Origin of the sequence: Streptomyces sp. IBSBF 3136 (assembly GCF_036815105.1) — a bacterium.
Lineage (GTDB): Bacteria > Actinomycetota > Actinomycetes > Streptomycetales > Streptomycetaceae > Streptomyces.
On record NZ_JAJSZC010000113.1, the window covers coordinates 1 to 24,994 of the forward strand.

The window sequence follows — 24,994 nt, forward strand, 5'->3', positions numbered from 1 at the left end:
CCAGCACGCCCCCCTCCTGACCGCCCTGGCCGCTCACCCCCGCATCCTCGCCGCGGCGGCGACCCACCGTGCCCCCGACCGGCTCGCCCGGCATCTCGTCACCCTCGCCGATGCCGTGCTGCCGTTCCTTTACACCGTGCTTCCGAGCGGCGAGGAGAAACCCTCGGCCGCCCACCGTGCCCGGCTGGCCCTCGCCGAAGCTGCCGGGACGGTGCTGGCCGGTGGCCTGTCCCTGCTCGGCATCGACGCACCCGAACACCTCTGAGGGCCCCTGAGCCGATGGGTCCCGGAGAGAGACAGAGAGTCTGAGAGTCACGTCATGAGCCGTTCCGCCCATCCCGCCGGGCCCCGCTACGCCGACGTCCTGCCCGAGGGGCACTACTCCGCCCCGCCCGCCGATCTCAACGCCCTCGACCCCAAGGTGTGGGCGCAGACCGTCAGCCGGAACGACGACGGTGTGCTGACCGTCGGCGGGATTCCCGCGACCCGGCTCGCCGAGGAGTTCGGCACCCCCGCCTACATCCTCGACGAGACCGACTTCCGAGCCCGGGCGCGGGCCTGGCGGACCGCGTTCGGGGCCGACGCCGACGTCTTCTACGCCGGCAAGGCGTTCCTGTCCCGGGCCGTCGTGCGCTGGCTGAAGGAGGAGGGGCTGAACCTGGACGTCTGCTCGGGCGGGGAACTGGCCACCGCGCTCTCCGCCGGCATGCCCGCCGAGCGGATCGCCTTCCACGGCAACAACAAGTCGGTCGAGGAGATCACCCGGGCCGTCGAGGCGGGCGTCGGGCGGATCGTGCTCGACTCCTTCCAGGAGATCGTGCGGGTCGCGCACATCGCGCAGTCCCTCGGCAGGCGCCAGAAGGTGCAGATCCGGATCACCGTCGGCGTCGAGGCGCACACGCACGAGTTCATCGCCACCGCGCACGAGGACCAGAAGTTCGGCATCCCGCTCGCGGGCGGCCAGGCCGCCGAGGCCGTGCGGCGGGCGCTGCAGCTCGACGGGCTCGAGCTGATCGGGATCCACAGCCATATCGGGTCGCAGATCTTCGACATGTCCGGCTTCGAGGTCGCCGCCCACCGGGTCGTCGGCCTGCTGCGGGACATCCGCGACGAGCACGGGGTGGAGCTGCCCGAGATCGACCTCGGCGGCGGCCTCGGGATCGCCTACACCAGCGACGACGACCCGCGTGAGCCGCACGAGATCGCCAAGGCGCTCTCCGAGATCGTCACGCGCGAGTGCGAGTCCGCCCGGCTGCGGACCCCGCGCATCTCCGTCGAGCCGGGGCGGGCCATCGTCGGGCCGACGGCGTTCACGCTGTACGAGGTCGGCACCGTCAAGCCGCTGGAGGGGCTGCGAACGTACGTCTCCGTCGACGGCGGGATGTCCGACAACATCCGCACGGCGCTGTACGACGCCGAGTACAGCGTCTCCCTCGTCTCGCGCACCAGTGACGCCGAGCCGATGCGGGCCCGGGTGGTCGGCAAGCACTGCGAGAGCGGGGACATCGTGGTCAAGGACGCGTTCCTGCCCGCCGACCTGGCACCGGGTGACCTCATCGCCGTACCGGCCACCGGCGCGTACTGCCGGTCCATGGCCAGCAACTACAACCACGTGCTGCGGCCGCCGGTGGTCGCCGTGAAGGACGGCGAGGCGCGGGTCGTGGTCCGGCGCGAGACCGAGGACGACCTGCTGCGTCTCGACGTCGGATGAGGCGCCGCCGGGCGGGTGAAAGGCCCGGGGGAGCCGGCCGGAAGATCTGCGGTCCGGCTGTTCCGGGAAAATGAAATAGATGTCTCACGATCCGGACGAAGGGTAGAAACTCCCGTCCGGTGAGTGAGACTGGGTCAACCTAGACGGTAAGAGGAAACGAGGTCGGATGATGCGTACGCGTCCGCTGAAGGTGGCGCTGCTGGGCTGTGGAGTGGTCGGCTCAGAGGTGGCGCGCATCATGACGACGCACGCCGACGACCTCGCCGCCAGGATCGGCGCCCCGGTCGAGCTCGCCGGGGTCGCCGTGCGGCGCCCGAGCAAGGTGCGCGAGGGCATCGACCCCGCCCTCGTCACCACCGACGCCACCGCCCTCGTCAAACGCGGCGACATCGACGTCGTGGTCGAGGTCATCGGGGGGATCGAGCCCGCCCGCGGTCTCATCACGACCGCCTTCGAGCACGGCGCGTCCGTGGTCTCCGCGAACAAGGCCCTGCTCGCCCAGGACGGGGCCGCGCTGCACGCCGTCGCCGAGGAGCACGGCAGGGACCTCTACTACGAGGCCGCCGTCGCCGGCGCCATCCCGCTGATCCGGCCGCTGCGCGAGTCCCTCGCCGGCGACAAGGTCAACCGGGTGCTGGGGATCGTCAACGGCACGACCAACTTCATCCTCGACAAGATGGACTCCACGGGGGCCGGGTACCAGGAGGCCCTGGACGAGGCCACCGCGCTCGGCTACGCGGAGGCCGACCCGACCGCCGACGTCGAGGGCTTCGACGCGGCCGCGAAGGCCGCCATCCTGGCCGGCATCGCCTTCCACACCCGGGTGCGCTTCGACGACGTCTACCGTGAGGGCATGGCCGAGGTCACCGCCGCCGACTTCCGCTCGGCGAAGGAGATGGGCTGCACGATCAAGCTGCTCGCCATCTGCGAGCGGGCGGCGGACGGCGGTTCGGTGACCGCGCGCGTGCATCCCGCCATGATTCCGCTGAGCCACCCGCTCGCCTCCGTGCGCGGCGCGTACAACGCCGTCTTCGTGGAGTCCGACGCGGCCGGGCAGCTCATGTTCTACGGCCCCGGCGCCGGCGGTTCACCGACCGCCTCCGCCGTGCTCGGCGACCTGGTCGCCGTCTGCCGCAACCGACTCAACGGCGCAACGGGGCCCGGTGAGTCGGCGTACGCCGCCCTGACCGTCTCGTCCATGGGCGAGGTCGTCACCCGCTACCACATCAGCCTCGACGTCGCGGACAAACCCGGCGTCCTGGCGCAGGTGGCGACCGTGTTCGCGGAGCACGGGGTGTCGATCGACACGGTCCGGCAGCAGGGCAAGGACGGCGAGGCATCCCTCGTCGTCGTCACCCACCGCGCGTCCGACGCCTCCCTCAGCGGGACCGTCGAGGCGCTGCGCAAGCTCGACACCGTGCGGGGTGTCGCCAGCATCATGCGGGTTGAAGGAGAGTAACGAGCAATGACCCACCAGTGGCGCGGAATCATCGAGGAGTACCGGGACCGGCTGCCGGTATCCGACACCACGCCGGTCGTGACGCTCCGCGAGGGCGGCACGCCCCTCGTGCCCGCGCAGGTGCTCTCCGAGCGCACGGGCTGTGAGGTCCACCTCAAGGTGGAAGGGGCCAACCCCACCGGCTCCTTCAAGGACCGGGGCATGACCATGGCGATCTCCAAGGCCAAGGAGGAGGGGGCGAAGGCGGTCATCTGCGCCTCCACCGGCAACACGTCCGCCTCCGCCGCCGCCTACGCCGTCCGCGCGGGCATGGTCTCGGCCGTGCTCGTGCCGCAGGGCAAGATCGCGCTCGGCAAGATGGGCCAGGCCCTCGTGCACGGCGCGAAGATCCTCCAGGTCGACGGCAACTTCGACGACTGCCTCACGCTCGCCCGCTCGCTCAGCGAGAACTACCCGGTGGCGCTGGTCAATTCGGTGAACCCGGTGCGCATCGAGGGCCAGAAGACGGCCGCCTTCGAGATCGTGGACATGCTCGGGGACGCCCCCGACATCCATGTCCTGCCGGTCGGCAACGCGGGCAACATCACGGCTTACTGGAAGGGCTACAAGGAGTACGCCGCCGACGGCAACTCCACCCGGACCCCGCGCATGTGGGGATTCCAGGCCTCCGGCAGCGCCCCGATCGTGCGCGGCGAGATCGTCAAGGACCCCTCGACGATCGCCACCGCGATCCGCATCGGCAACCCGGCGTCGTGGCAGTACGCGCTGGCCGCGCGGGACGAGTCCGGCGGTGCCATCGACGAGGTGACGGACCGTGAGATCCTGCGCGCCTACCGGCTGTTGGCCGCGCAGGAGGGTGTCTTCGTGGAGCCCGCCTCCGCCGCCTCGGTCGCCGGTCTGCTGAAGGCCGCCGAGCAGGGCAAGGTCGACCCGGGCCAGCGCATCGTGTGCACCGTCACCGGCAACGGTCTGAAGGACCCCGACTGGGCCGTCGCCGGCGCTCCGCAGCCGGTCACCGTCCCGGTCGACGCGGCCACCGCGGCCGAGCGTCTCGGCCTGGCCTGACGGTCCGGCCCGACGGTCGGCCTGACGGTCCGGCCCGACGGTCGGTCCGACGGCCCGGCCCGACCGTGGTCGCCCAGGTCGGAACAGGTCCGTGGCAGGGTGCACGGGGGGCTTACGACACGCATCGTGCGCCTCCTGTGCGCCCTATGTCGCCACGGAACCTTCCTTCGATAGGCTGTACTGAACCCGCCTACCGCATATGCCCCCGCGTGTGGGCACGGGCCGCGCCGTCTCCGCGGCCCGGCGGTTCTTCGTACGCCATCGAATGTCCATCGAATCGGTCGAGCGGCATTCGACTCCATCGGATGTCCTCGACAGTCACGCAGCTCAAGGAGAGTCTTCGAGCGATGGCCGGTCCCGCCTTCCGCGCCGCCGCCGTCCGGGTGCGCGTCCCCGCCACCAGCGCCAACCTCGGTCCGGGCTTCGACGCCCTGGGCCTCGCGCTGGGGCTCTACGACGACGTGGTCGTCCGGGTGGCCGACTCCGGGCTGCACATCGACATCGCGGGCGAGGGCGGCGAGACCCTCCCACGCGACGAGAGCCACCTCCTCGTGCGTTCCCTGCGCACCGCCTTCGACCTGCTGGGCGGGCAGCCCCGCGGCCTGGAGATCGTCTGCGCCAACCGCATCCCGCACGGCCGTGGCCTGGGCTCCTCCTCCGCCGCCATCTGCGCCGGCATCGTCGCCGCCCGCGCCGTGACCATAGGCGGCGAGGCCCGGCTCGACGACGCCGCGCTGCTGGAACTGGCCACGGAGATCGAGGGTCACCCGGACAACGTGGCGGCCTGCCTGCTCGGCGGGTTCACGCTGTCCTGGATGGAGGCCGGCGCCGCGCGTGCGATCAGGATGGAGCCGAACGATTCCATCGTTCCGGTGGTTTTCGTGCCCGGGAAGCCGGTCCTGACCGAGACCGCGCGCGGCCTGCTGCCGCGCACCGTGCCGCACGTCGACGCCGCCACCAACGCGGGCCGTGCCGCCCTGCTCGTCGAGGCCCTCACCCGGCGCCCCGAGCTGCTGCTGCCCGCCACCGAGGACCGCCTCCACCAGGAGTACCGCGCCCCGGCGATGCCGGAGAGCGCCGCACTGGTGGAGCGGCTGCGGGCCGACGGGATCCCGGCCGTCATCTCGGGCGCCGGGCCCACCGTCATGGCCCTCGCCGACGTGGGCAGCGCCGACAAGGTGGAGGCCCTGGCCGGCACCGACTGGGCCGCCAACCGGCTGAGCCTGGACGCCCAGGGAGCGAGCGTGCTGCCGCTTGCGACCTGACACGCGGTTGCCGGATTTGGAGAGGGGGAATGTTTGTTGGATCCGGTAGTGTTAATCTCAAGTCTGCACCCGACCCCACCATGGCGAGGTGCTTCGTGTCCCCGTCCGGGACAGACATTCTTCCGGGAGCCTCCCACACCACTCCGTGTTCCGTGCGCCGTACCTGGGCAGTACGTCGCACGCGGGCACTGAGCCCTCTGGGGGAGCTCCGGAATCGGTGCTACCACGCCACGTGACACAGGGTGCCACGGCTCGCGGAAGCGCCATCACCAGCAAATTCTCTTCCGCCGCTTAGGCGGACCACCGCCCCGGCACGGTTCACAGAGACAGGACCGTAGCCGGACAGCACAACCGGTCGCCGAGCCAGACAGGCCGACGTCCGCTCCAGGGAAGGACCCTTCGTGAGCGACACCACCGATCTGATGGGCGCACGTGTCGAGGAGACCGCTGCCGCGCCCGCCACGGACGCCTCCGCGCCTGCCACCGGTGCCGGCTCCCGGCGGCGCCGTGGTACCGGCCTCGAGGGCATGGTGCTGGCCGAGCTGCAGCAGGTCGCCTCGGGCCTCGGTATCAGGGGCACCGCGCGTATGCGCAAGAGCCAGCTGATCGAGGTCATCAAGGAGGCCCAGGCCGCGGGCGGGGGTGCCCCCGCCGGGGGAGCCGCCGCCAAGGCCGAGGCCGCCACCGAGACCAAGCCCAAGCGGCGGGCCACCTCGAAGGCCCGCACGGGTGAGGACGCCGCCGAGAAGAAGGCCGACAAGGCTGCCGAGGCGCCCGCCGAGAAGGCCGTGGCCCAGCAGCAGATCGAGATCCCCGGCCAGCCGGCCTCCGACGACGCGCCGACCGAGCGCCGTCGCCGCCGCGCCACCGCCGAGGCGGGCAGCCCGGCCGCCGGCAGCGCCGAGACCGTCGCCGCCGAGGCGAGGAACGAGACCAAGGCCGAGACGCCCGCGCAGCAGGGCGACGCCAAGGGCGACGCCGGTGACGGCGAGGGCCGTGGCCGCCGTGACCGCCGTGAGCGCGGCCGGGACCGCGGTGACCGCGAGCGCGGCGACCGCGAGCGCGGCGACCGCGAGCGTGGCGACCGTGACCGCCGCGGCAAGGGCGACGACCAGCAGGGCGGCCAGCGTCAGCAGGGCCAGCAGCAGGGCGGCGGCAGGCAGGACCGCCAGCAGCAGCAGGACGACGACGACTTCGAGGGCGGCCGCCGTGGCCGTCGCGGCCGCTACCGCGACCGCCGTGGCCGCCGTGGCCGTGACGACATCGCCGAGCCGCAGGTGACCGAGGACGACGTCCTGATCCCCGTCGCGGGCATCCTGGACATCCTCGACAACTACGCCTTCATCCGGACCTCCGGCTACCTGCCGGGCCCGAACGACGTGTACGTCTCCCTCGCCCAGGTCCGCAAGAACGGCCTGCGCAAGGGCGACCACATCACCGGTGCGGTCCGTCAGCCGAAGGAGGGCGAGCGCCGCGAGAAGTTCAACGCGCTGGTCCGCCTCGACTCCGTCAACGGCATGGCGCCCGAACACGGCCGTGGCCGCCCGGAGTTCAACAAGCTGACCCCGCTCTACCCGCAGGACCGCCTCCGCCTGGAGACGGACCCGGGCGTGCTCACCACCCGCATCATCGACCTGGTGTCGCCGATCGGTAAGGGGCAGCGCGGTCTGATCGTGGCCCCGCCGAAGACCGGCAAGACCATGATCATGCAGGCGATCGCCAACGCGATCACGCACAACAACCCCGAGTGCCACCTGATGGTCGTCCTCGTCGACGAGCGTCCGGAAGAGGTCACCGACATGCAGCGGTCGGTCAAGGGCGAGGTCATCTCCTCGACCTTCGACCGTCCGGCCGAGGACCACACCACGGTCGCCGAGCTCGCCATCGAGCGCGCCAAGCGTCTGGTGGAGCTGGGTCACGACGTCGTCGTCCTGCTCGACTCGATCACGCGTCTGGGCCGTGCGTACAACCTCGCCGCCCCGGCCTCCGGCCGCATCCTGTCCGGTGGTGTCGACTCGACCGCGCTCTACCCGCCGAAGCGGTTCTTCGGTGCGGCGCGCAACATCGAGGACGGCGGTTCGCTGACCATCCTGGCCACGGCTCTCGTCGACACCGGCTCCCGCATGGACGAGGTGATCTTCGAGGAGTTCAAGGGCACCGGCAACATGGAGCTCAAGCTCGACCGGAAGCTCGCCGACAAGCGCATCTTCCCGGCGGTGGACGTCGACGCGTCCGGCACCCGCAAGGAAGAGATCCTGCTCGGCAACGAGGAACTGGCCGTCGTCTGGAAGCTGCGCCGTGTGCTGCACGCGCTCGACCAGCAGCAGGCCATCGAGCTGCTCCTCGACAAGATGAAGCAGACCAAGTCGAACGGCGAGTTCCTGATGCAGATCCAGAAGACGACGCCGACGCCGGGCAACGGCGACTAGTCGCCGCGCGTCCAGGGTCGGCAACGACCCGGTGAGCACCCAGGGCCGCCCCCCGTCACCCGGTGACGGGGGGCGGCCCTTTCGGTGGGACCGCCGTCCTGGGCGAGACCTTTGCCACAGGAGTGCCGATCGGTACCGGTTTCCAGGCGTACGGCATCCGGCGTCGAATCCCCAGGTGAGCACGGTTCGCGCGGCCCGGGACGATCACGCAGCGTGCTCGGCGCGGGACGCGGTGGGCACGCTGCGTCATGCAACGCTGTCCCGAGTTTCTCCGTCCTGCCCGACGGGGCGACGATGGAGCGGTGACGACCGCGCCTGACCCTGAAAGCAGGGGGTAACCGACCGACGAGACCTAGGAGTGACGTGTCCGCCGAGAGCACGCCGGAGCCCGGCATACCCGAACCGGTGGTGACCGGCCCCCGCACAACAGGCAGGGGCGGCCGCCGCAGGGCGCGCGGCAAGGGCCGCAAGGCCCTGCGCGCCACGGCCTGGACGGCCGCGGGCGTGGTCGCGCTGGGCGGCGTCGGAGCCGGATACGTCTACTTCAAGCTCAACGGCAACATCAGGAGCGTCGACATCGACCAGGCCCTCGGCGCCGACCGGCCGGGCAAGGCCGGCAACGGCTCCGAGAACATCCTGGTCCTCGGCTCGGACACCAGGTCCGGCACGAACAGGGCGCTGGGCGGGGGCACCGACGACGGCAGCGCCCGCTCCGACACGGCGATGATCGTCCACGTCCACAAGGGGCACCACAGGGCCTCCGTGGTCTCCGTCCCCCGGGACACCCTCATCGACCGGCCCGCCTGCACCGACACCAGGGGCGGCAGCCACCCGGCCGCGCCCGGCGTCATGTTCAACTCCGCCTACTCCACCGGCGGCGCCGCCTGCGCCGTGAAGACGGTCGAGTCGCTGACCGGCCTGCGCATGGACCACTACCTGGAGGTCGACTTCGCCGGCTTCCAGAAGCTCATCGACGACCTCGGCGGGGTCCCCGTCACCACGACCCGGGCCATCGCCGACCCGCAGAGCCACCTGGACCTCAAGGCCGGCACCCACACCCTGGACGGCCGGCAGGCCCTCGGCCTGGTCCGCACCCGGCACGGCGTCGGCGACGGCTCCGACCTCGGCCGCATCCAGCTCCAGCAGGCCTTCGTCAAGGCCCTGCTCACCCAGGTCAGGGAGGTCGGCGTCCTCACCAGCCCCAAGAAGCTGTACGACCTCGCCGACACCGCGACCAAGACCGTCACCACCGACTCCGACCTCGGCTCGGTCAACGCCCTGGTCGACTTCGCCGACGGCCTCAAGGGCATCCGCGCCTCCCGCATGACCATGGTCACCATGCCGGTCAGCTACGACCCGGCGGACCCCAACCGGGTCCTCATGCAGAAGGCCAAGGCCCAGCTGGTCTGGGACGCGCTGAAGGACGACCGGCGGATCCCGCGGGCCGCCACCCAGGGCACCGCCACCGGCGAGGCCAAGGGTGTGGTCAGCCCCTGAGGACGCGCGGGACACGCGGGAACGCGCGGAGTCCGGCAGGGCGCGGGAACCCCTCAGGAATAGAACAAGCGCACCCCCGGTTTGGGTGGATGGCCCCAGTCCTGGCAGACTGGTACGTCGGCTCCGGTTCACGCCTCCGCATCCCGCGAATGCGACCCGGCGCCCTCCCGAAACTAGGAGAACCCCTTGAAGCGCGACATCCACCCCGAGTACGTCGAGACGCAGGTCAGCTGCACCTGTGGCGCGTCGTTCACCACCCGTAGCACGATCTCCAGCGGCACCATCCGCGCCGAGGTCTGCTCCGAGTGCCACCCGTTCTACACGGGCAAGCAGAAGATCCTCGACACCGGTGGCCGTGTGGCCCGCTTCGAGGCCCGCTTCGGCAAGGCTGCCGCCGGCTCCAAGAAGTAGCGAGCCCCAATTCGCCGGTCCACGGTCGCGCCCCCAGCGGGGGTGTGCCCGGGACCGGCGTTTTTGGTCGCCGCCAGCCGTTCACCCGCAGTACAGGAGCCGAAAGATGTTCGAGGCCGTCGAGGAACTCGTCGCCGAGCACGCCGACCTGGAGAAGAAGCTCGCCGATCCGTCGGTCCACGCCGACCAGGCGAACGCGCGCAAGCTGAACAAGCGCTACGCCGAGCTGACCCCGATCGTCGCCACGTACCGCTCCTGGAAGCAGACCGGCGACGACATCGAGACCGGCCGCGAACTCGCCGCCGACGACCCCGACTTCACGGCCGAGGTCAAGGAGATGGAGAAGCAGCGCGAGGAGCTCACCGAGAAGCTCCGCCTGCTGCTCGTCCCGCGCGACCCGAGTGACGACAAGGACGTCATCCTGGAGATCAAGGCCGGCGCCGGCGGCGACGAGTCCGCGCTGTTCGCCGGTGACCTGCTGCGCATGTACCTGCGCTACGCCGAGCGCGTCGGCTGGAAGACCGAGATCATCGACGCCACCGAGTCCGAGCTGGGCGGCTACAAGGACGTCCAGGTGGCGGTCAAGGCCCGCGGCCAGCTCGAACCCGGACAGGGCGTGTGGGCCCGGCTGAAGTACGAGGGCGGGGTGCACCGCGTGCAGCGCGTGCCCGCCACCGAGTCGCAGGGCCGCATCCACACCTCCGCCGCCGGTGTGCTCGTCACGCCCGAGGCGGAGGAGGTCGACGTCGAGATCAACCCCAACGACCTGCGCATCGACGTCTACCGGTCCTCGGGCCCGGGCGGCCAGTCCGTCAACACCACCGACTCCGCGGTGCGCATCACGCACCTGCCGACCGGCGTCGTCGCCTCCTGCCAGAACGAGAAGAGCCAGCTCCAGAACAAGGAGCAGGCGCTGCGCATCCTGCGCTCCAGGCTGCTGGCCATCGCGCAGGAGGAGGCCGAGCGGGAGGCGGCCGACGCCCGCCGCAGCCAGGTCCGCACCGTCGACCGCTCCGAGAAGATCCGCACGTACAACTTCCCGGAGAACCGCATCTCGGACCATCGCGTCGGCTTCAAGGCGTACAACCTGGACCAGGTCCTGGACGGCGAGCTCGACGCCGTGATCCAGGCGTGTGTCGACGCCGACTCGGCGGCGAAGCTGGCGGCCGCGTAACCGGCACGTACGAGTTACCACGGAGGACTTGCGTGCAGCCATCACCCGGGGGACGCACCCCGAACACCCGCAGTCTGCTGCTCGCCGAGGTGGCCCAGGCCACCCAGCGGCTGGCCGACGCCGGCGTGCCCTCGCCGCGCACCGACGCGGAGGAGCTCGCCGCGTTCGTGCACGGCGTGAAGCGGGGCCAGCTGCACCTGGTGAAGGACTCCGACTTCGACGCCCGGTACTGGGAGGTCATCGCCCGGCGCGAGCAGCGCGAGCCGCTGCAGCACATCACCGGGCGGGCCTACTTCCGCTACCTGGAACTCCAGGTGGGCCCGGGCGTCTTCGTGCCCCGGCCGGAGACCGAGTCGGTGGTCGGCTGGGCGATAGACGCGGTGCGCGCCATGGACGTCGTCGAGCCGTGCATCGTCGATCTGTGCACCGGCTCGGGAGCCATCGCGCTCGCCCTCGCCCAGGAGGTGCCGCGCTCGCGTGTGCACGCCGTGGAGCTGTCCGAGGACGCCCTGGTGTGGACCCGCAAGAACATGGCCGGGTCCCGGGTCGACCTGCGCCAGGGTGACGCCCTGAGCGCCTTCCCGGACCTCGACGGACAGGTCGACCTGGTCGTCTCCAACCCGCCCTACATCCCGCTCACGGAGTGGGAGTACGTCGCCCCCGAGGCCCGCGACTACGACCCGGAACTCGCGCTGTTCTCCGGCGAGGACGGCCTCGACCTCATCCGCGGCATCGAGCGCACCGCGCACCGGTTGCTGCGCCCCGGCGGCGTCGTCGTCATCGAGCACGCCGACACCCAGGGTGGCCAGGTGCCGTGGATCTTCACCGAGGAGCGGGGCTGGGCCGACGCGGCCGACCACCCGGACCTCAACAACCGCCCCCGGTTCGCGACCGCGCGCAAGGCGCTGCCGTGACCGTCCCCACCCCTTCCAGCCTGCAGTACGTGTACGAGGAGGCCAGCTAGACATGGCACGGCGATACGACACCAACGACGCGACCGACCGCGTGACGGGTCTGCGCGAGGCCGCGTCCGCCGTCCGCCGGGGCGAGCTGGTGGTGCTGCCCACCGACACCGTGTACGGCATCGGCGCCGACGCGTTCTCCTCCGAGGCGGTCGCCGACCTGCTCGCCGCCAAGGGCCGGGGCCGCAACATGCCCACCCCCGTCCTCATCGGCTCCCCGAACACGCTGCACGGCCTGGTGACCGACTTCTCCGAGCTGGCCTGGGAACTCGTCGACGCGTTCTGGCCGGGCGCCCTGACGCTGGTCGCCCGGCACCAGCCGTCCCTGCAGTGGGACCTCGGGGACACCCGCGGCACGGTCGCCGTGCGCATGCCGCTGCACCCCGTCGCCATCGAGCTGCTCAACGAGGTCGGCCCGATGGCCGTGTCGTCCGCGAACCTCACCGGCCACCCCGCGCCGGAGACCTGTGACGCGGCGCAGGAGATGCTCGCCGACTCCGTCTCCGTCTACCTCGACGGCGGCCCCACCCCCGGCAACGTGCCGTCGTCCATCGTGGACGTCTCCGGCCGTGTCCCGGTGCTGCTGCGCGAGGGCGCGCTCTCCCCGGACGAGCTGCGCAAGGTGGTACCCGATCTCGAGGTGGCGAATTGACGGCCCCTGAGGCGGGGCGTGGCATAGGCAACGGGGAACGTGCCGCGGAGATCACCACGACGTTCGTGGGGCTCCCGCGGGACAGCTTCCGCATCCTCCACGTCAGTACCGGCAACGTGTGCCGCTCGCCCATCACCGAGCGGCTGACCCGACATTTCGTGGCGGAGCGGCTCGGCGTGCTCGGCGGCGGCCTGATCGTGGAGAGCGCGGGCACCTGGGGCCACGAGGGCGCGCCGATGGAGACCAACGCGGAGACCGTGCTGGCCGAGTTCGGGGCGGACGCCGGCGGCTTCGTCGGCCGGGAACTGCTGGACGAGCACGTCATCATGGCCGACCTCGTGCTGACGGCCACCCGGGACCACCGCGCCCAGGTCATCTCCATGGGCCACTCGGCGGGCCTGCGCACCTTCACCCTCAAGGAGTTCACCCGGCTGGTGCGCGCCATAGACCCGGCCACGCTGCCGCCCCTCGAGGACGGTGTGGTGCACCGTGCCCGCGCCCTGGTCCGCGCGGCCGCGGCCCTGCGCGGCTGGCTGCTGGCCCCGACCGCCGAGGCGGACGAGGTGTACGACCCCTACGGCGCGCCCCTGCCGTTCTTCCGCTCCATCGGCGACGAGATACGGGACGCGCTGGATCCGGTCGTCACCGCGCTGACGGGCGTGCCGGCCCGGATGTGAGGCCGTACCGGCGCCGCCGTACGGCCGCACCGGAACCCACCCGTAACGGGCGAAACGGCCGCGCGTCCCGCCGACCCCGGGCCTACATTGGACTCACGTCACCGTCGACCGCCCGGAGCCCGTCATGTCGGTCACACCCCTCCTCGAGACGGACGTCCTGCGGCGGCAGGACCCCGAGCTGGCCGAGATCCTGCGGGCGGAGCGGGAACGGCAGTCGACGACGCTCCAGCTGATCGCCGCCGAGAACTTCACGTCCCCGGCCGTGCTCGCCGCGCTGGGCTCCCCGCTCGCCAACAAGTACGCCGAGGGTTACCCCGGCGCTCGGCACCACGGCGGCTGTGAGCTGGTCGACGTCGCCGAACGCCTCGCCGTGGAGCGGGCCAAGGCGCTCTTCGGCGCCGAACACGCCAACGTCCAGTCCCACTCGGGCTCCTCGGCCGTCCTGGCCGCTTACGCCGCCCTGCTGCGCCCCGGGGACACCGTCCTCGCCCTCGGGCTGCCGCACGGCGGCCATCTCACCCACGGCTCGCCGGCGAACTTCTCCGGCCGCTGGTTCGACTTCGTCGGGTACGGCGTCGACGCCGAGACCGGTCTCGTCGACCACGACCAGGTGCGCCACCTGGCCCGCAACCACCGGCCCAAGGCCATCGTGTGCGGTTCGATCGCCTACCCGCGCCACCTCGACCACGCCTTCTTCCGCGAGGTCGCCGACGAGGTGGGCGCCTACCTCATCGCCGACGCCGCGCACCCGATCGGACTGGTCGCCGGGGGAGCGGCGCCCAGCCCGGTGCCGTACGCCGACATCGTGTGCGCCACCACCCACAAGGTGCTGCGCGGTCCGCGCGGCGGGATGATCCTGTGTGGCGCCGAGCTGGCCGAGCGGGTCGACCGTGCGGTGTTCCCGTTCACCCAGGGCGGCGCGCAGATGCACACCATCGCCGCGAAGGCCGTCGCGTTCGGCGAGGCGGCGACACCGGCCTTCGCCGCCTACGCGCACCAGGTGGTCGCCAACGCCCGGGTGCTCGCCGGCCATCTGGCCGCCGAGGGCTTCACTATCACCACCGGCGGCACGGACACCCACCTGATCACCACCGACCCGGCACCGCTCGGCGTCGACGGGCGCACCGCCCGCGGCCGGCTCGCGGCCGCCGGCATCGTCCTGGACTGCTGCGCACTGCCGCACGGCGACGGCCGCGGGCTGCGCCTGGGTACGGCCGCGGTGACCACCCAGGGGATGGGGGAGCCGGAGATGGTCCGGATCGCCGCGCTGATGGCGGCCGTGCTGCGCGGTGACAGCGAACCGGCCGGGGCGCGGGCCGAGGTCCGCGAGCTGACCGGTAGATTTCCGCCGTATCCCGGCTGAGCGAGGGTAGGCGCACAGGCGTACGCCCCGGCCGTACACCCCGGTGCGCCTGGCGGTGCGTCCGTCGTGCACAGCCACCCGTGCAACCATCGTCCGTACCCGGAAGTCCTCATCCATATGCGTCCGTCGCTAGGGTGTGGGGCTGTGATGGCCAGCGAGACCTGTGGGGAAGCCCGTGCGTGAATACCTGCTGACGCTCTGCATCACGGCCGCGGTGACGTATCTGCTGACAGGGCCGGTACGGAAATTCGCGATCGTGGCCGGAGCCATGCCGGAGATCCGGGCACGTGACGTGCACCGGGAGCCCACTCCGCGCCTCGGCGGTATCGCGATGTTCTTCGGGCTGTGCGCGGGCCTGCTGGTCGCGGACCACCTCACCAACCTCAACGAGGTCTTCGCCAAGTCCAACGAGCCGCGCGCGCTGCTCTCCGGGGCGGCCCTGATCTGGCTGATCGGCGTCCTGGACGACAAGTTCGAGATCGACGCGCTGATCAAGCTGGGTGGCCAGATGATCGCCGCGGGCGTGATGGTCATGCAGGGTCTGACGATCCTGTGGCTGCCCATCCCGGGTGTCGGCAACGTGGCGCTGACCCAGTGGCAGGGCACCCTGCTGACGGTGGCGCTGGTCGTCATCACGATCAACGCGGTGAACTTCGTGGACGGTCTGGACGGCCTGGCGGCGGGCATGGTGTGCATCGCCGCGGCGGCGTTCTTCCTGTACTCGTACAGGATCTGGTACTCGTACGGCATCGAGGCCGCGGCCCCGGCGACGCTCTTCGCGGCGATCCTGATGGGCATGTGCCTGGGCTTCCTGCCGCACAACATGCACCCGGCGCGGATCTTCATGGGCGACTCCGGCTCGATGCTGATCGGGCTGGTGCTGGCGGCGGGCGCGATCTCCATCACCGGCCAGGTGGACCCGGACGCGCTCGCCCTGTTCACGGGTTCGGAGAAGGCGGCCGTGCACCAGACGGTGCCCGTCTACATCCCGCTGCTGCTGCCGCTGACCATCATCGCCGTGCCGGCGGCCGACCTGGTGCTGGCGATCGTGCGGCGCACCTGGCGCGGCCAGTCGCCGTTCGCCGCGGACCGCGGCCACCTGCACCACCGGCTGCTGGAGATCGGCCACTCGCACAGCCGGGCCGTGCTGATCATGTACTTCTGGTCGGCCCTGATCGGTTTCGGCGCCCTCGCCTACTCGGTGAACTCCGCCTCGATGTGGATCGTGCTGGGCGTGGTCTTCCTGAGCGCGATCGGCCTGGTCCTGCTGCTGCTCCCGCGCTTCACCCCGCGCACGCCGAGGTGGGCGGAACGGTTCGTGCCGCCGCGCTACCGCCGGCGCCGGCAGGCCACGGAGGCGCTCGTGGAGGCCGCCGAGCCGGCCTCGCGGGAGGCCCCGGCGCAGGAGCGCATCGCGCCGGAGGGCGCCCCGGCCGGCGCGGAGCGGGCCACCGTCACGGCCGGTACGACCGGGGTCAACGGGGCCACGGCCATCGGTCCCCGTTCGCGTACGGGCAAGGCGGCAAGGTAAGAATCTGACTAGAGCATTGCCAACTCGTGGGGGAGCAAAGTCCCCCAATACCAGACAAGTGGGCACTGTTTTTGCACAGACGCGCACTGTCACTCTCATGTGTGACAGTAAGCACACCCAGCAGGTAAAGACCTCATCAAATAGTTTGTGATACGGTTCACGAGAACCCGGGATAGAACCGAAGGACCGTAGTGCGACGGTCCCTTGGTGAGAGGTCTCGACTACTCGGCCCGGGACTACGCTCGTCCATGACGACACCTGCCCCCCTGTGAAAGCGGAGTTGCCGCCATGCCGTCCAATGACGCCCGGAATCTTCTGCAGATCGCTGTGCCCTCAGCGGCCGCCGGCGTGATCGCCGTCGCCGTGAGCGCCGTGGTCGCGGGGGGCAAGGGTGCGCTCGGAGCGGCCGTCGGCGCGGTGATCGCCATCCTGTTCATGGGGATCGGCCTGTACGTGCTGCAGCGGACGGCTAAAACGCTCCCGCAGCTCTTCCAGGCCATGGGGCTGATGCTCTACATGGCACAGCTGCTGCTGCTCTTCATCTTCGTCGCCGTCTTCAAGGGCACCTCACTCTTCAACCCCAAGGCGTTCGCCTTGTCGCTGGTCGTCACGACCGTCGTGTGGATGGCCGCGCAGGCGCGCGCCCACATGAAGGCCAAGATCTTCTACGTCGACCCGGACCACGAGAAGAGTGAGAAGCACGAGAAGACCGGGCCGTCGTCGTGAGGGGTAGGGGCGGGATAAAGGCCTGTGAGATCTCCTGCTATCGTCCGGTGCCAACTGCGGCATCGCGGGCGCGGGCATCTGAGCTGACGCCTGCTCAATCGCGAGGCTCGATGCCCCCCAGCCGCCCTCCCATCCGTAACACCAGTCCGGTGCCGATCCGCGGCCGTGCGCCGCGCCGACACAACGAGGTTGCCGTACCTATGCGTCACGCCGAAGGAGCCCGTGGTGAGTGCTGACCAGACCCAGCTCGCCTTTGACTGGAGTTGTCGGATCATGTCCGACAACGGGTGTGGCTTCCCGGCTCCGGGCCTGCACTCGTTCCTGTTCAAGCCGATGGCCACGGTCGGCGGCTTCGAGTTCAACAAGGTGATGCTGCTCGCGCTCGTCACCTCCGTGCTCGTCGTCGCGTTCTTCTGGGCGGCCTTCGGCAAGGCGAAGGTCATTCCCGGCAAGCTCCAGATGGTCGGCGAGGCCGGCTACGACTTCGTGCGCCGCGGCATCGTCTACGAGACGCTCGGCAAGCGCGAGGGCGAGAAGTGGGTGCCACTCATGGTCTCCCTCTTCTTCTTCATCTGGATCATGAACATCTGGTCCGTGATCCCGCTGGCCCAGTTCCCGGTCGCCTCGGTCTTCGCCTTCCCGCTCGTGCTGGCGCTGCTCGTCTGGGTGCTCTGGATCGGACTGACCTTCAAGCGCCAGGGTTTCGTCGGGTTCTTCAAGAACATCACCGGCTACGACAAGTCGCTCGGTGCGGTGCTGCCGCTGGTCATGCTCATCGAGTTCTTCTCGAACCTGTTCGTCCGCCCGTTCACGCACGCGGTGCGACTCTTCGCCAACATGTTCGCCGGTCACCTGATGCTGGTGATGTTCACCGTCGCCTCCTGGTACCTGCTGAACAGCTGGATGATCCCGGCCGCCGGTGTCTCCTTCGTGATGACCATGGCCATGATCTGCTTCGAACTTTTCGTGCAGGCCGTCCAGGCGTACGTCTTCGTACTGCTGGCCTGCTCGTACATTCAGGGCGCTCTCGCCGAGCACCACTGAGCCTCAACACACCCCCCGGTCGTCCGGTGGTCAACCCCCACCGGTCCGTAAAGAGAAGGAAGAATCAGCATGGCTGCCACTGAGACCCTTGCCGCTGTCACCGGTTCCATCGGTTCCGTCGGTTACGGCCTCTCGGCCATCGGCCCCGGCATCGGCGTCGGCATCATCTTCGGCAACGGCACCCAGGCCCTCGCCCGCCAGCCCGAGGCCGCCGGCCTGATCCGTGCCAACCAGATCCTGGGCTTCGCCTTCTGTGAGGCGCTCGCCCTCATCGGCATCGTCATGCCGTTCGTGTTCGGTGTGAAGTAAGACCTCCATACCGACACGCATCGACGAAAGGCACTGATGTGATCGCCAACCTGGCACAGCTGGCGGCTGAGAAGGAGCAGAACCCGCTCATCCCGGCCGGTCCTGAGATGCTCGTCGGCACCATCGCCTTCGCCATCGTGTTCTTCTTCTTCTGGAAGAAGCTGCTTCCGAACATCAACAAGGTTCTGGAGGAGCGTCGCGCGGCGATCGAAGGCGGCATCGAAGAGGCCGACGCCATGAAGGTCGAGGCCCAGAGCGTCCTTGAGCAGTACAAGGCTCAGCTCGCCGAGGCCCGGCACGAGGCCGCGCGTCTGCGCCAGGAGGCGCGGGAGCAGGGTGCCACGCTCATCGCCGAGATGCGGGCCGAGGGCCAGCGGCAGCGCGAGGAGATCGTCGCCGCCGGTCACGCCCAGATCGAGGCCGACCGCAAGGCCGCCGCGGGCGCGCTCCGCCAGGACGTCGGCAAGCTCGCCACCGACCTGGCCGGCAAGCTCGTCGGTGAGTCCCTCGAGGACCACGCCCGCCAGAGCCGTGTGATCGACCGCTTCCTCGACGACCTCGAGGAGAAGGCCGAGGCCACGCGATGAACGGAGCGAGCCGCGAGGCCCTGGCAGCCGCGCGCGAGCGTCTCGACGCGCTGACGGACTCCACGTCCGTCGACGCGAGCACGCTCGCCGACGAGCTGGCGGCCGTCACCGCGCTGCTCGACCGCGAGGCCGGCCTGCGCCGGGTCCTCACCGACCCGGCGCAGCCCGGAGAGGCCAAGGCCCAGCTGGTGCAGCGACTGATCGGTGGCCAGGTGAGCGGCGCCGCCGCCGACCTGGTGTCCGGTCTGGCCCGCTCCCGCTGGTCGCAGCCCCGCGACCTGGTGGACGCGCTGGAGGAGCTGGCGAACATCGCCGACCTCACCGCCGCGGAGAAGACCGCCACGCTCGACGACGTCGAGGACGAGCTGTTCCGGTTCGGCCGGATCGTCTCCTCCAACACCGGGCTGCGGGCCGCGCTGACCGACCGCGCCGCGAGCGCCTCGGCCAAGGTCGAGCTGCTGCACCGGCTCCTCGGCGGCCGGGCCAAGCCCGTCACCGAGCGCCTGGTGGTCCGCCTCGTCACCGCGCCGCGTGGACGTAGCCTGGAAGCGGGACTGGAGTCCCTGTCCAAGCTCGCCGCCGAGCGTCGGGACCGCCTGGTGGCGATCGTCACCTCCGCGGTGCCGCTGAGCGACCCGCAGAAGCGCCGTCTGGGCGATGCCCTGGCGAAGCTCTACGGCCGCCGGATGCACCTCAACCTGGACGTGGACCCCGACGTCATCGGCGGGCTCCGGGTGCAGGTCGGTGACGAGGTCATCAACGGCTCCGTCGCGGACCGACTGGATGACGCCGCCCGCCGCATGGCGAGCTAGCAGCAACACAAAAGAACGTGCTTACGGCCCTGGTTGGGCCGTGCAGAGGATTCACCTCGTTCAGGGGGGAGTCCCCATCCCCCCAAAGTGAAACTTCGGGCCCAACAAGGAGAGCAGGGAACCCAGATGGCGGAGCTCACGATCCGGCCGGAGGAGATCCGGGACGCGCTGGAGAATTTCGTCCAGTCGTACAAGCCGGACGCGGCCTCGCGCGAGGAGGTCGGTACGGTCACCGTCGCCGGCGACGGTATCGCCAAGATCGAGGGCCTGCCCTCGGCCATGGCGAACGAGCTGCTGAAGTTCGAGGACGGCTCCCTCGGTCTCGCGCTGAACCTGGAAGAGCGCGAGATCGGCGCCGTCGTCCTCGGTGAGTTCAGCGGCATCGAGGAGGGTCAGCCGGTCACCCGTACCGGCGAGGTCCTCTCCGTCGCGGTCGGCGAGGGCTACCTCGGCCGCGTCGTCGACCCGCTCGGCAACCCGATCGACGGCCTCGGCGAGATCGAGACGTCCGGCCGCCGTGCGCTGGAGCTGCAGGCCCCCACGGTCATGCAGCGCAAGTCGGTGCACGAGCCGATGGAGACCGGCTACAAGGCCGTCGACGCGATGACCCCGATCGGCCGTGGTCAGCGTCAGCTGATCATCGGTGACCGGCAGACCGGCAAGACCGCCCTGGCCGTCGACACGATCATCAACCAGCGCGACAACTGGCGCACCGGCGACCCGAAGAAGCAGGTCCGCTGCATCTACGTCGCCATCGGCCAGAAGGGCTCCACCATCGCCGGCGTGCGCCGCGCGCTGGAGGAGAACGGCGCCCTGGAGTACACGACCATCGTCGCCGCCCCGGCGTCCGACCCGGCCGGCTTCAAGTACCTGGCGCCGTACACCGGTTCGGCCATCGGTCAGCAGTGGATGTACGAGGGCAAGCACGTCCTCATCATCTTCGACGACCTGTCGAAGCAGGCCGACGCCTACCGCGCCGTGTCGCTGCTGCTGCGCCGCCCGCCGGGCCGCGAGGCCTACCCGGGTGACGTCTTCTACCTGCACTCCCGCCTGCTGGAGCGTTGCGCCAAGCTCTCCGACGACATGGGTGCCGGTTCGATGACCGGTCTGCCGATCGTCGAGACCAAGGCCAACGACGTCTCGGCGTTCATCCCGACCAACGTCATCTCCATCACCGACGGCCAGTGCTTCCTGGAGTCGGACCTGTTCAACGCCGGTCAGCGCCCCGCGCTGAACGTCGGTATCTCCGTCTCCCGAGTCGGTGGTTCCGCGCAGCACAAGGCGATGCGCCAGGTCTCCGGCCGTCTGCGTGTCGACCTCGCCCAGTTCCGTGAGCTGGAGGCGTTCGCCGCCTTCGGTTCCGACCTGGACGCGGCCTCGAAGCAGCAGCTGGAGCGCGGTCAGCGCATGGTCGAGCTGCTGAAGCAGGACCAGTACCAGCCGATGTCCACCGAGGACCAGGTCGTCTCCGTCTGGGCCGGCACCAACGGCCGCATGGACGACGTGCCGGTCGCCGACATCCGCCGCTTCGAGCGCGAGCTGCTGGACTACCTGCACCGCAAGGAGGCCGGCCTGCTCACCTCCATCCGCGAGGGCGCCAAGATGTCGGACGACACGATCCAGGCGATCGACGACGCGGTGGCGGAGTTCAAGAAGCAGTTCGAGACCTCGGACGGCAAGCTGCTCGGCGAGGACACTCCTGCCGCTGCCTCCAAGTGACGTAAGGAAGGGACCTGACTCATGGGAGCCCAGCTCCGGGTCTACAAGCGTCGCATCCGATCCGTCAGCGCGACCAAGAAGATCACCAAGGCGATGGAGATGATCGCCGCCTCGCGTGTCGTCAAGGCGCAGCGCAAGGTGGCGGCCTCCACGCCGTACGCGCAGGAACTGACCCGCGCGGTCACGGCGGTCGGTACGGGTTCGAACACCAAGCACCCGCTCACCACGGAGGCGGAGAACCCGGTCCGTGCCGCGGTCCTGCTCCTCACGAGCGACCGCGGTCTGGCCGGTGCCTTCAACTCCAACGCCATCAAGGCGGCGGAGCGGCTGACCGAGCGCCTGGAGCGCGAGGGCAAGCAGGTGGACACGTACATCGTCGGCCGCCGTGGTGTCGCCCACTACAACTTCCGTGAGCGCAAGATCGCGGAGATGTTCACGGGCTTCACCGACGAACCCACGTACGCGGACGCCAAGAAGGTCGCGGCGCCCCTGATCGAGGCCATCGAGAAGGACACGGACGAGGGTGGCGTGGACGAGCTCCACATCGTCTACACCGAGTTCGTCTCGATGATGACGCAGACGGCGCTCGACGCCCGACTGCTTCCGCTGCGCCTCGACGAGGTCGCGAAGGAGGCGAAGCCGCAGGGCGAGATCCTTCCGCTCTACGATTTCGAGCCCTCGGCGGAGGACGTCCTCGACGCCCTGCTGCCCCGCTACGTGGAGAGCCGGATCTACAACGCGCTGCTCCAGTCGGCCGCTTCGAAGCACGCCGCCACGCGGCGCGCGATGAAGTCGGCCACCGACAACGCGGGCGAGCTGATCAACACGCTCTCCCGTCTTGCCAACGCGGCCCGCCAGGCCGAAATCACCCAGGAAATCAGCGAGATCGTCGGTGGCGCGAGTGCCCTGGCCGACGCGACCGCGGGGAGTGACCGATAATGACCACCACTGTTGAGATCGCGACGGCTACGGGCCGCGTCGCCCGGGTCATCGGCCCGGTCGTCGACGTGGAGTTCCCCGTCGACGCGATGCCGGACATGTACAACGCCCTTCACGTCGAGGTGGCCGACCCGGCCAACGCCGGCGAGAAGAAGACGCTGACCCTCGAGGTCGCCCAGCACCTGGGTGACGGCCTGGTCCGCACCATCTCGATGCAGCCCACCGACGGCCTGGTCCGCCAGGCCCCGGTGACGGACACCGGCGCCGCCATCTCCGTCCCGGTCGGCGACTTCACCAAGGGCAAGGTGTTCAACACCCTCGGTGAGGTGCTGAACGTCGACGAGCAGTACGACGGCGAGCGCTGGCCGATCCACCGCAAGGCGCCGAACTTCGACGAGCTCGAGTCGAAGACCGAGATGTTCGAGACCGGCGTCAAGGTCATCGACCTGCTCACCCCGTACGTCAAGGGTGGCAAGATCGGCCTGTTCGGCGGTGCCGGCGTCGGCAAGACGGTGCTCATCCAGGAGATGATCTACCGCGTCGCCAACAACCACGACGGTGTCTCCGTGTTCGCCGGTGTCGGTGAGCGCACCCGTGAGGGCAACGACCTCATCGAGGAGATGTCGGACTCGGGCGTCATCGACAAGACCGCGCTGGTCTTCGGTCAGATGGACGAGCCCCCGGGCACTCGTCTGCGCGTCGCGCTGGCCGGCCTCACCATGGCCGAGTACTTCCGTGACGTCCAGAAGCAGGACGTGCTGTTCTTCATCGACAACATCTTCCGCTTCACGCAGGCCGGTTCCGAGGTCTCCACGCTGCTCGGCCGCATGCCGTCCGCGGTGGGTTACCAGCCGAACCTGGCCGACGAGATGGGCCTCCTGCAGGAGCGCATCACCTCGACCCGTGGTCACTCGATCACCTCGATGCAGGCGATCTACGTCCCCGCGGACGACCTGACCGACCCGGCCCCGGCCACCACCTTCGCCCACCTCGACGCGACGACGGTTCTCTCCCGTCCGATCTCCGAGAAGGGCATCTACCCGGCCGTGGACCCGCTGGACTCCACGTCCCGCATCCTGGACCCGCGCTACATCTCCGCGGAGCACTACAACGCGGCCATGCGGGTGAAGTCGGTGCTGCAGAAGTACAAGGACCTCCAGGACATCATCGCGATCCTCGGTATCGACGAGCTGGGCGAAGAGGACAAGCTCGTCGTCCACCGGGCCCGTCGTGTGGAGCGCTTCCTGTCCCAGAACACCCACGTCGCCAAGCAGTTCACCGGCGTCGACGGGTCGGACGTCCCGCTGGACGAGTCGATCGCGGCCTTCAACGCGATCATCGACGGCGAGTACGACCACTTCCCGGAGCAGGCGTTCTTCATGTGCGGTGGCATCGAGGACCTCAAGGCCAACGCCAAGGAGCTGGGCGTCTCCTGAGCCTCGCGCTCTCGGTGAGGGGGCGGGCGCGTCCCGCCCCCTCTGCCACGCCTACTAGAATTGACCCCAACACCCGGCACCCCCGCCGGGTGGTGACCCGAGGAGCCAACCTTGGCTGCTGAGCTGCACGTCGAGCTGGTCGCCGCCGACCGCCAGGTCTGGTCCGGAGAGGCCACCCTGGTCGTCGCGCGCACCACGTCCGGCGACATCGGCGTCATGCCCGGTCACCAGCCGCTGCTCGGTGTGCTGGAGTCGGGCCCGGTGACCATCCGTACGAGTGAAGGTGGAACGGTCGTCGCCGCGGTGCACGGCGGTTTCATCTCGTTCGCGGACAACAAGCTGTCCCTGCTGGCGGAGGTCGCCGAGCTGTCGGACGAGATCGATGTCCAGCGCACCGAGCGCGAGCTGGAGCGCGCGAAGGCGGAGGACGACGCGGAGGCCCAGCGCCGGGCCGACGTCCGCCTGCGGGCGGCGACGGCGGCGCGTTGATCCACCGCGCCGTGTGATGATGTCACTCAGCCGCGGTCGGCCCGGAGCAATCCGGTGCCGACCGCGGCTGTGGCGAATGTGGGTGGCTTTTCCGTTCCATTACCTAGTTCGACGCTAGTTCGAACATGGTTTCACTACCTGGGAGACGAGGAGGTCGGTGCCGATGGTCCTCGCTCTGACTGTGTGCGGAATCGTGATCGCGCTCGTGGTGGTGGGGCTGTTCCTGTTCGGGCTGCGGCGCAGGCTGATCCAGCGGTCCGGCGGCACCTTCGACTGCTCCCTGCGCTGGGACGTGGCCGAGAAGCCGGACACGGGCGGCAAGGGCTGGAGCTACGGCGTCGCCCGCTACAACGGCGACCGCATCGAGTGGTACCGCGTCTTCTCCTACGCGCTGCGCCCCCGCCGCACCCTGGAGCGCGCGGCGATCGAGGTGGCCGGCCGCCGGCTGCCCGAGGGCGAGGAGGAGCTGGCGCTGCTCTCCGACGCGGTGGTCCTCGCCTGCACCCACCGGGGCACGCGGCTCGAGCTCGCGATGAGCGAGGACGCGCTGACCGGTTTCCTCGCGTGGCTGGAGGCGGCCCCGCCCGGCCAGCGCGTGAACGTGGCCTGACCCCTCCGAGCCGCACGGACCGGGCGGGGCGCACACAGACGAACCGCGGGGGGGGCCCCCCGGCCCCCCCCCCCCGGGGGGGGGCGGGGGGGGTAACGAAATTCCCCGGTTTTTTTGGCGTAACAAA

At 70.1% G+C, this 24,994-nt stretch carries 24 protein-coding genes; all 24 read left to right on the forward strand.

What is annotated here, in order from left to right; translation table 11 throughout:
• On the forward strand, positions 1-265 hold a 265-nt coding region (locus V7E45_RS23215; protein ID WP_333776128.1), incomplete at its 5' end, for a DALR anticodon-binding domain-containing protein.
• A 54-nt stretch (positions 266-319) separates the two neighbouring features.
• A complete protein-coding gene (lysA, locus tag V7E45_RS23220) occupies positions 320-1,711 on the forward strand; it encodes a diaminopimelate decarboxylase (RefSeq protein ID WP_333776129.1) in 1,392 nt (463 codons plus the stop codon).
• Between the two features lie 169 nt (positions 1,712-1,880).
• Positions 1,881-3,170 (forward strand): homoserine dehydrogenase, encoded by a 1,290-nt coding sequence (locus V7E45_RS23225; protein ID WP_317447958.1) that lies wholly within the window; start codon positions 1,881-1,883, stop codon positions 3,168-3,170.
• Positions 3,171-3,176: 6 nt separating this feature from the next.
• Positions 3,177-4,235, forward strand: a complete 1,059-nt coding sequence (gene thrC, locus V7E45_RS23230) for a threonine synthase (RefSeq protein WP_333776130.1) — start codon at positions 3,177-3,179, stop codon at positions 4,233-4,235.
• Positions 4,236-4,582: 347 nt separating this feature from the next.
• On the forward strand, positions 4,583-5,500 hold the full coding sequence (thrB, locus tag V7E45_RS23235; protein ID WP_333776145.1) for a homoserine kinase: 918 nt from the start codon (positions 4,583-4,585) through the stop codon (positions 5,498-5,500).
• Between the two features lie 401 nt (positions 5,501-5,901).
• Positions 5,902-7,929 (forward strand): transcription termination factor Rho, encoded by a 2,028-nt coding sequence (rho, locus tag V7E45_RS23240; protein WP_333776131.1) that lies wholly within the window; start codon positions 5,902-5,904, stop codon positions 7,927-7,929.
• A gap of 363 nt (positions 7,930-8,292) precedes the next feature.
• Entirely contained in the window at positions 8,293-9,426 is a 1,134-nt protein-coding gene (locus V7E45_RS23245; RefSeq protein ID WP_333776132.1) for an LCP family protein, read from the forward strand.
• 186 nt (positions 9,427-9,612) lie between these two features.
• A complete protein-coding gene (gene rpmE / locus V7E45_RS23250) occupies positions 9,613-9,837 on the forward strand; it encodes a 50S ribosomal protein L31 (protein ID WP_019753312.1) in 225 nt (74 codons plus the stop codon).
• Between the two features lie 106 nt (positions 9,838-9,943).
• Positions 9,944-11,011, forward strand: coding sequence for a peptide chain release factor 1 (prfA, locus tag V7E45_RS23255; protein ID WP_333776133.1), 1,068 nt, complete (start codon positions 9,944-9,946; stop codon positions 11,009-11,011).
• A 74-nt stretch (positions 11,012-11,085) separates the two neighbouring features.
• Positions 11,086-11,925, forward strand: coding sequence for a peptide chain release factor N(5)-glutamine methyltransferase (gene prmC / locus V7E45_RS23260; protein WP_333776146.1), 840 nt, complete (start codon positions 11,086-11,088; stop codon positions 11,923-11,925).
• Positions 11,926-11,977: 52 nt separating this feature from the next.
• Positions 11,978-12,625, forward strand: a complete 648-nt coding sequence (locus V7E45_RS23265; protein ID WP_333776134.1) for an L-threonylcarbamoyladenylate synthase — start codon at positions 11,978-11,980, stop codon at positions 12,623-12,625.
• Complete coding sequence (locus V7E45_RS23270; protein ID WP_333776135.1) at positions 12,622-13,302, forward strand: arsenate reductase/protein-tyrosine-phosphatase family protein; 681 nt, start codon at positions 12,622-12,624, stop codon at positions 13,300-13,302. The genes V7E45_RS23265 and V7E45_RS23270 overlap by 4 nt, the downstream gene beginning before the upstream one ends.
• Before the next feature lie 124 nt (positions 13,303-13,426).
• Positions 13,427-14,665, forward strand: coding sequence for a serine hydroxymethyltransferase (gene glyA / locus V7E45_RS23275; RefSeq protein WP_333776136.1), 1,239 nt, complete (start codon positions 13,427-13,429; stop codon positions 14,663-14,665).
• A gap of 175 nt (positions 14,666-14,840) precedes the next feature.
• Positions 14,841-16,196 carry an undecaprenyl/decaprenyl-phosphate alpha-N-acetylglucosaminyl 1-phosphate transferase gene (locus V7E45_RS23280; protein ID WP_333776137.1) on the forward strand — a complete coding sequence of 452 codons (1,356 nt, stop codon included), beginning with the start codon at positions 14,841-14,843 and terminating at the stop codon, positions 16,194-16,196.
• Positions 16,197-16,484: 288 nt separating this feature from the next.
• The gene (locus tag V7E45_RS23285) at positions 16,485-16,922 is read left to right on the forward strand and encodes a hypothetical protein (protein WP_317445424.1); all 438 of its coding nucleotides are present in this window, start codon (positions 16,485-16,487) and stop codon (positions 16,920-16,922) included.
• A gap of 273 nt (positions 16,923-17,195) precedes the next feature.
• Positions 17,196-17,966: a F0F1 ATP synthase subunit A gene (gene atpB, locus V7E45_RS23290; RefSeq protein ID WP_333776147.1), complete on the forward strand. Its 771-nt coding sequence runs from the start codon at positions 17,196-17,198 to the stop codon at positions 17,964-17,966.
• Positions 17,967-18,035: 69 nt separating this feature from the next.
• Positions 18,036-18,275, forward strand: a complete 240-nt coding sequence (locus V7E45_RS23295) for a F0F1 ATP synthase subunit C (protein WP_333776138.1) — start codon at positions 18,036-18,038, stop codon at positions 18,273-18,275.
• Positions 18,276-18,313: 38 nt separating this feature from the next.
• A complete protein-coding gene (locus V7E45_RS23300; RefSeq protein WP_333776139.1) occupies positions 18,314-18,862 on the forward strand; it encodes a F0F1 ATP synthase subunit B in 549 nt (182 codons plus the stop codon).
• Positions 18,859-19,674: a F0F1 ATP synthase subunit delta gene (locus V7E45_RS23305; protein WP_333776140.1), complete on the forward strand. Its 816-nt coding sequence runs from the start codon at positions 18,859-18,861 to the stop codon at positions 19,672-19,674. The genes V7E45_RS23300 and V7E45_RS23305 overlap by 4 nt, the downstream gene beginning before the upstream one ends.
• 126 nt (positions 19,675-19,800) lie before the next feature.
• Positions 19,801-21,393: a F0F1 ATP synthase subunit alpha gene (atpA, locus tag V7E45_RS23310; RefSeq protein ID WP_333776141.1), complete on the forward strand. Its 1,593-nt coding sequence runs from the start codon at positions 19,801-19,803 to the stop codon at positions 21,391-21,393.
• Between the two features lie 21 nt (positions 21,394-21,414).
• On the forward strand, positions 21,415-22,332 hold the full coding sequence (locus V7E45_RS23315) for a F0F1 ATP synthase subunit gamma (protein WP_333776142.1): 918 nt from the start codon (positions 21,415-21,417) through the stop codon (positions 22,330-22,332).
• A complete protein-coding gene (gene atpD / locus V7E45_RS23320; RefSeq protein WP_333776143.1) occupies positions 22,332-23,768 on the forward strand; it encodes a F0F1 ATP synthase subunit beta in 1,437 nt (478 codons plus the stop codon). Before V7E45_RS23315 ends, atpD begins: the two co-directional genes overlap by 1 nt.
• 111 nt (positions 23,769-23,879) lie before the next feature.
• Positions 23,880-24,257, forward strand: coding sequence for a F0F1 ATP synthase subunit epsilon (locus tag V7E45_RS23325; RefSeq protein WP_020942275.1), 378 nt, complete (start codon positions 23,880-23,882; stop codon positions 24,255-24,257).
• Between the two features lie 163 nt (positions 24,258-24,420).
• Positions 24,421-24,867 carry a DUF2550 domain-containing protein gene (locus tag V7E45_RS23330; RefSeq protein ID WP_333776144.1) on the forward strand — a complete coding sequence of 149 codons (447 nt, stop codon included), beginning with the start codon at positions 24,421-24,423 and terminating at the stop codon, positions 24,865-24,867.
• Positions 24,868-24,994 lie beyond the last annotated feature (127 nt).

What these genes read in the sequence shown, in the direction of transcription:
- lysA (WP_333776129.1), top strand. Translation starts at nt 320, where the DNA reads ATGAGCCGTTCCGCCCATCCCGCCGGGCCCCGCTACGCCGACGTCCTG.
- V7E45_RS23225 (WP_317447958.1), top strand. Translation starts at nt 1,881, where the DNA reads ATGCGTACGCGTCCGCTGAAGGTGGCGCTGCTGGGCTGTGGAGTGGTC.
- thrC (WP_333776130.1), top strand. Translation starts at nt 3,177, where the DNA reads ATGACCCACCAGTGGCGCGGAATCATCGAGGAGTACCGGGACCGGCTG.
- thrB (WP_333776145.1), top strand. Translation starts at nt 4,583, where the DNA reads ATGGCCGGTCCCGCCTTCCGCGCCGCCGCCGTCCGGGTGCGCGTCCCC.
- prfA (WP_333776133.1), top strand. Translation starts at nt 9,944, where the DNA reads ATGTTCGAGGCCGTCGAGGAACTCGTCGCCGAGCACGCCGACCTGGAG.
- V7E45_RS23265 (WP_333776134.1), top strand. Translation starts at nt 11,978, where the DNA reads ATGGCACGGCGATACGACACCAACGACGCGACCGACCGCGTGACGGGT.
- glyA (WP_333776136.1), top strand. Translation starts at nt 13,427, where the DNA reads ATGTCGGTCACACCCCTCCTCGAGACGGACGTCCTGCGGCGGCAGGAC.
- V7E45_RS23285 (WP_317445424.1), top strand. Translation starts at nt 16,485, where the DNA reads ATGCCGTCCAATGACGCCCGGAATCTTCTGCAGATCGCTGTGCCCTCA.
- atpB (WP_333776147.1), top strand. Translation starts at nt 17,196, where the DNA reads ATGTCCGACAACGGGTGTGGCTTCCCGGCTCCGGGCCTGCACTCGTTC.
- V7E45_RS23295 (WP_333776138.1), top strand. Translation starts at nt 18,036, where the DNA reads ATGGCTGCCACTGAGACCCTTGCCGCTGTCACCGGTTCCATCGGTTCC.
- V7E45_RS23305 (WP_333776140.1), top strand. Translation starts at nt 18,859, where the DNA reads ATGAACGGAGCGAGCCGCGAGGCCCTGGCAGCCGCGCGCGAGCGTCTC.
- atpA (WP_333776141.1), top strand. Translation starts at nt 19,801, where the DNA reads ATGGCGGAGCTCACGATCCGGCCGGAGGAGATCCGGGACGCGCTGGAG.
- V7E45_RS23315 (WP_333776142.1), top strand. Translation starts at nt 21,415, where the DNA reads ATGGGAGCCCAGCTCCGGGTCTACAAGCGTCGCATCCGATCCGTCAGC.
- atpD (WP_333776143.1), top strand. Translation starts at nt 22,332, where the DNA reads ATGACCACCACTGTTGAGATCGCGACGGCTACGGGCCGCGTCGCCCGG.
- V7E45_RS23330 (WP_333776144.1), top strand. Translation starts at nt 24,421, where the DNA reads ATGGTCCTCGCTCTGACTGTGTGCGGAATCGTGATCGCGCTCGTGGTG.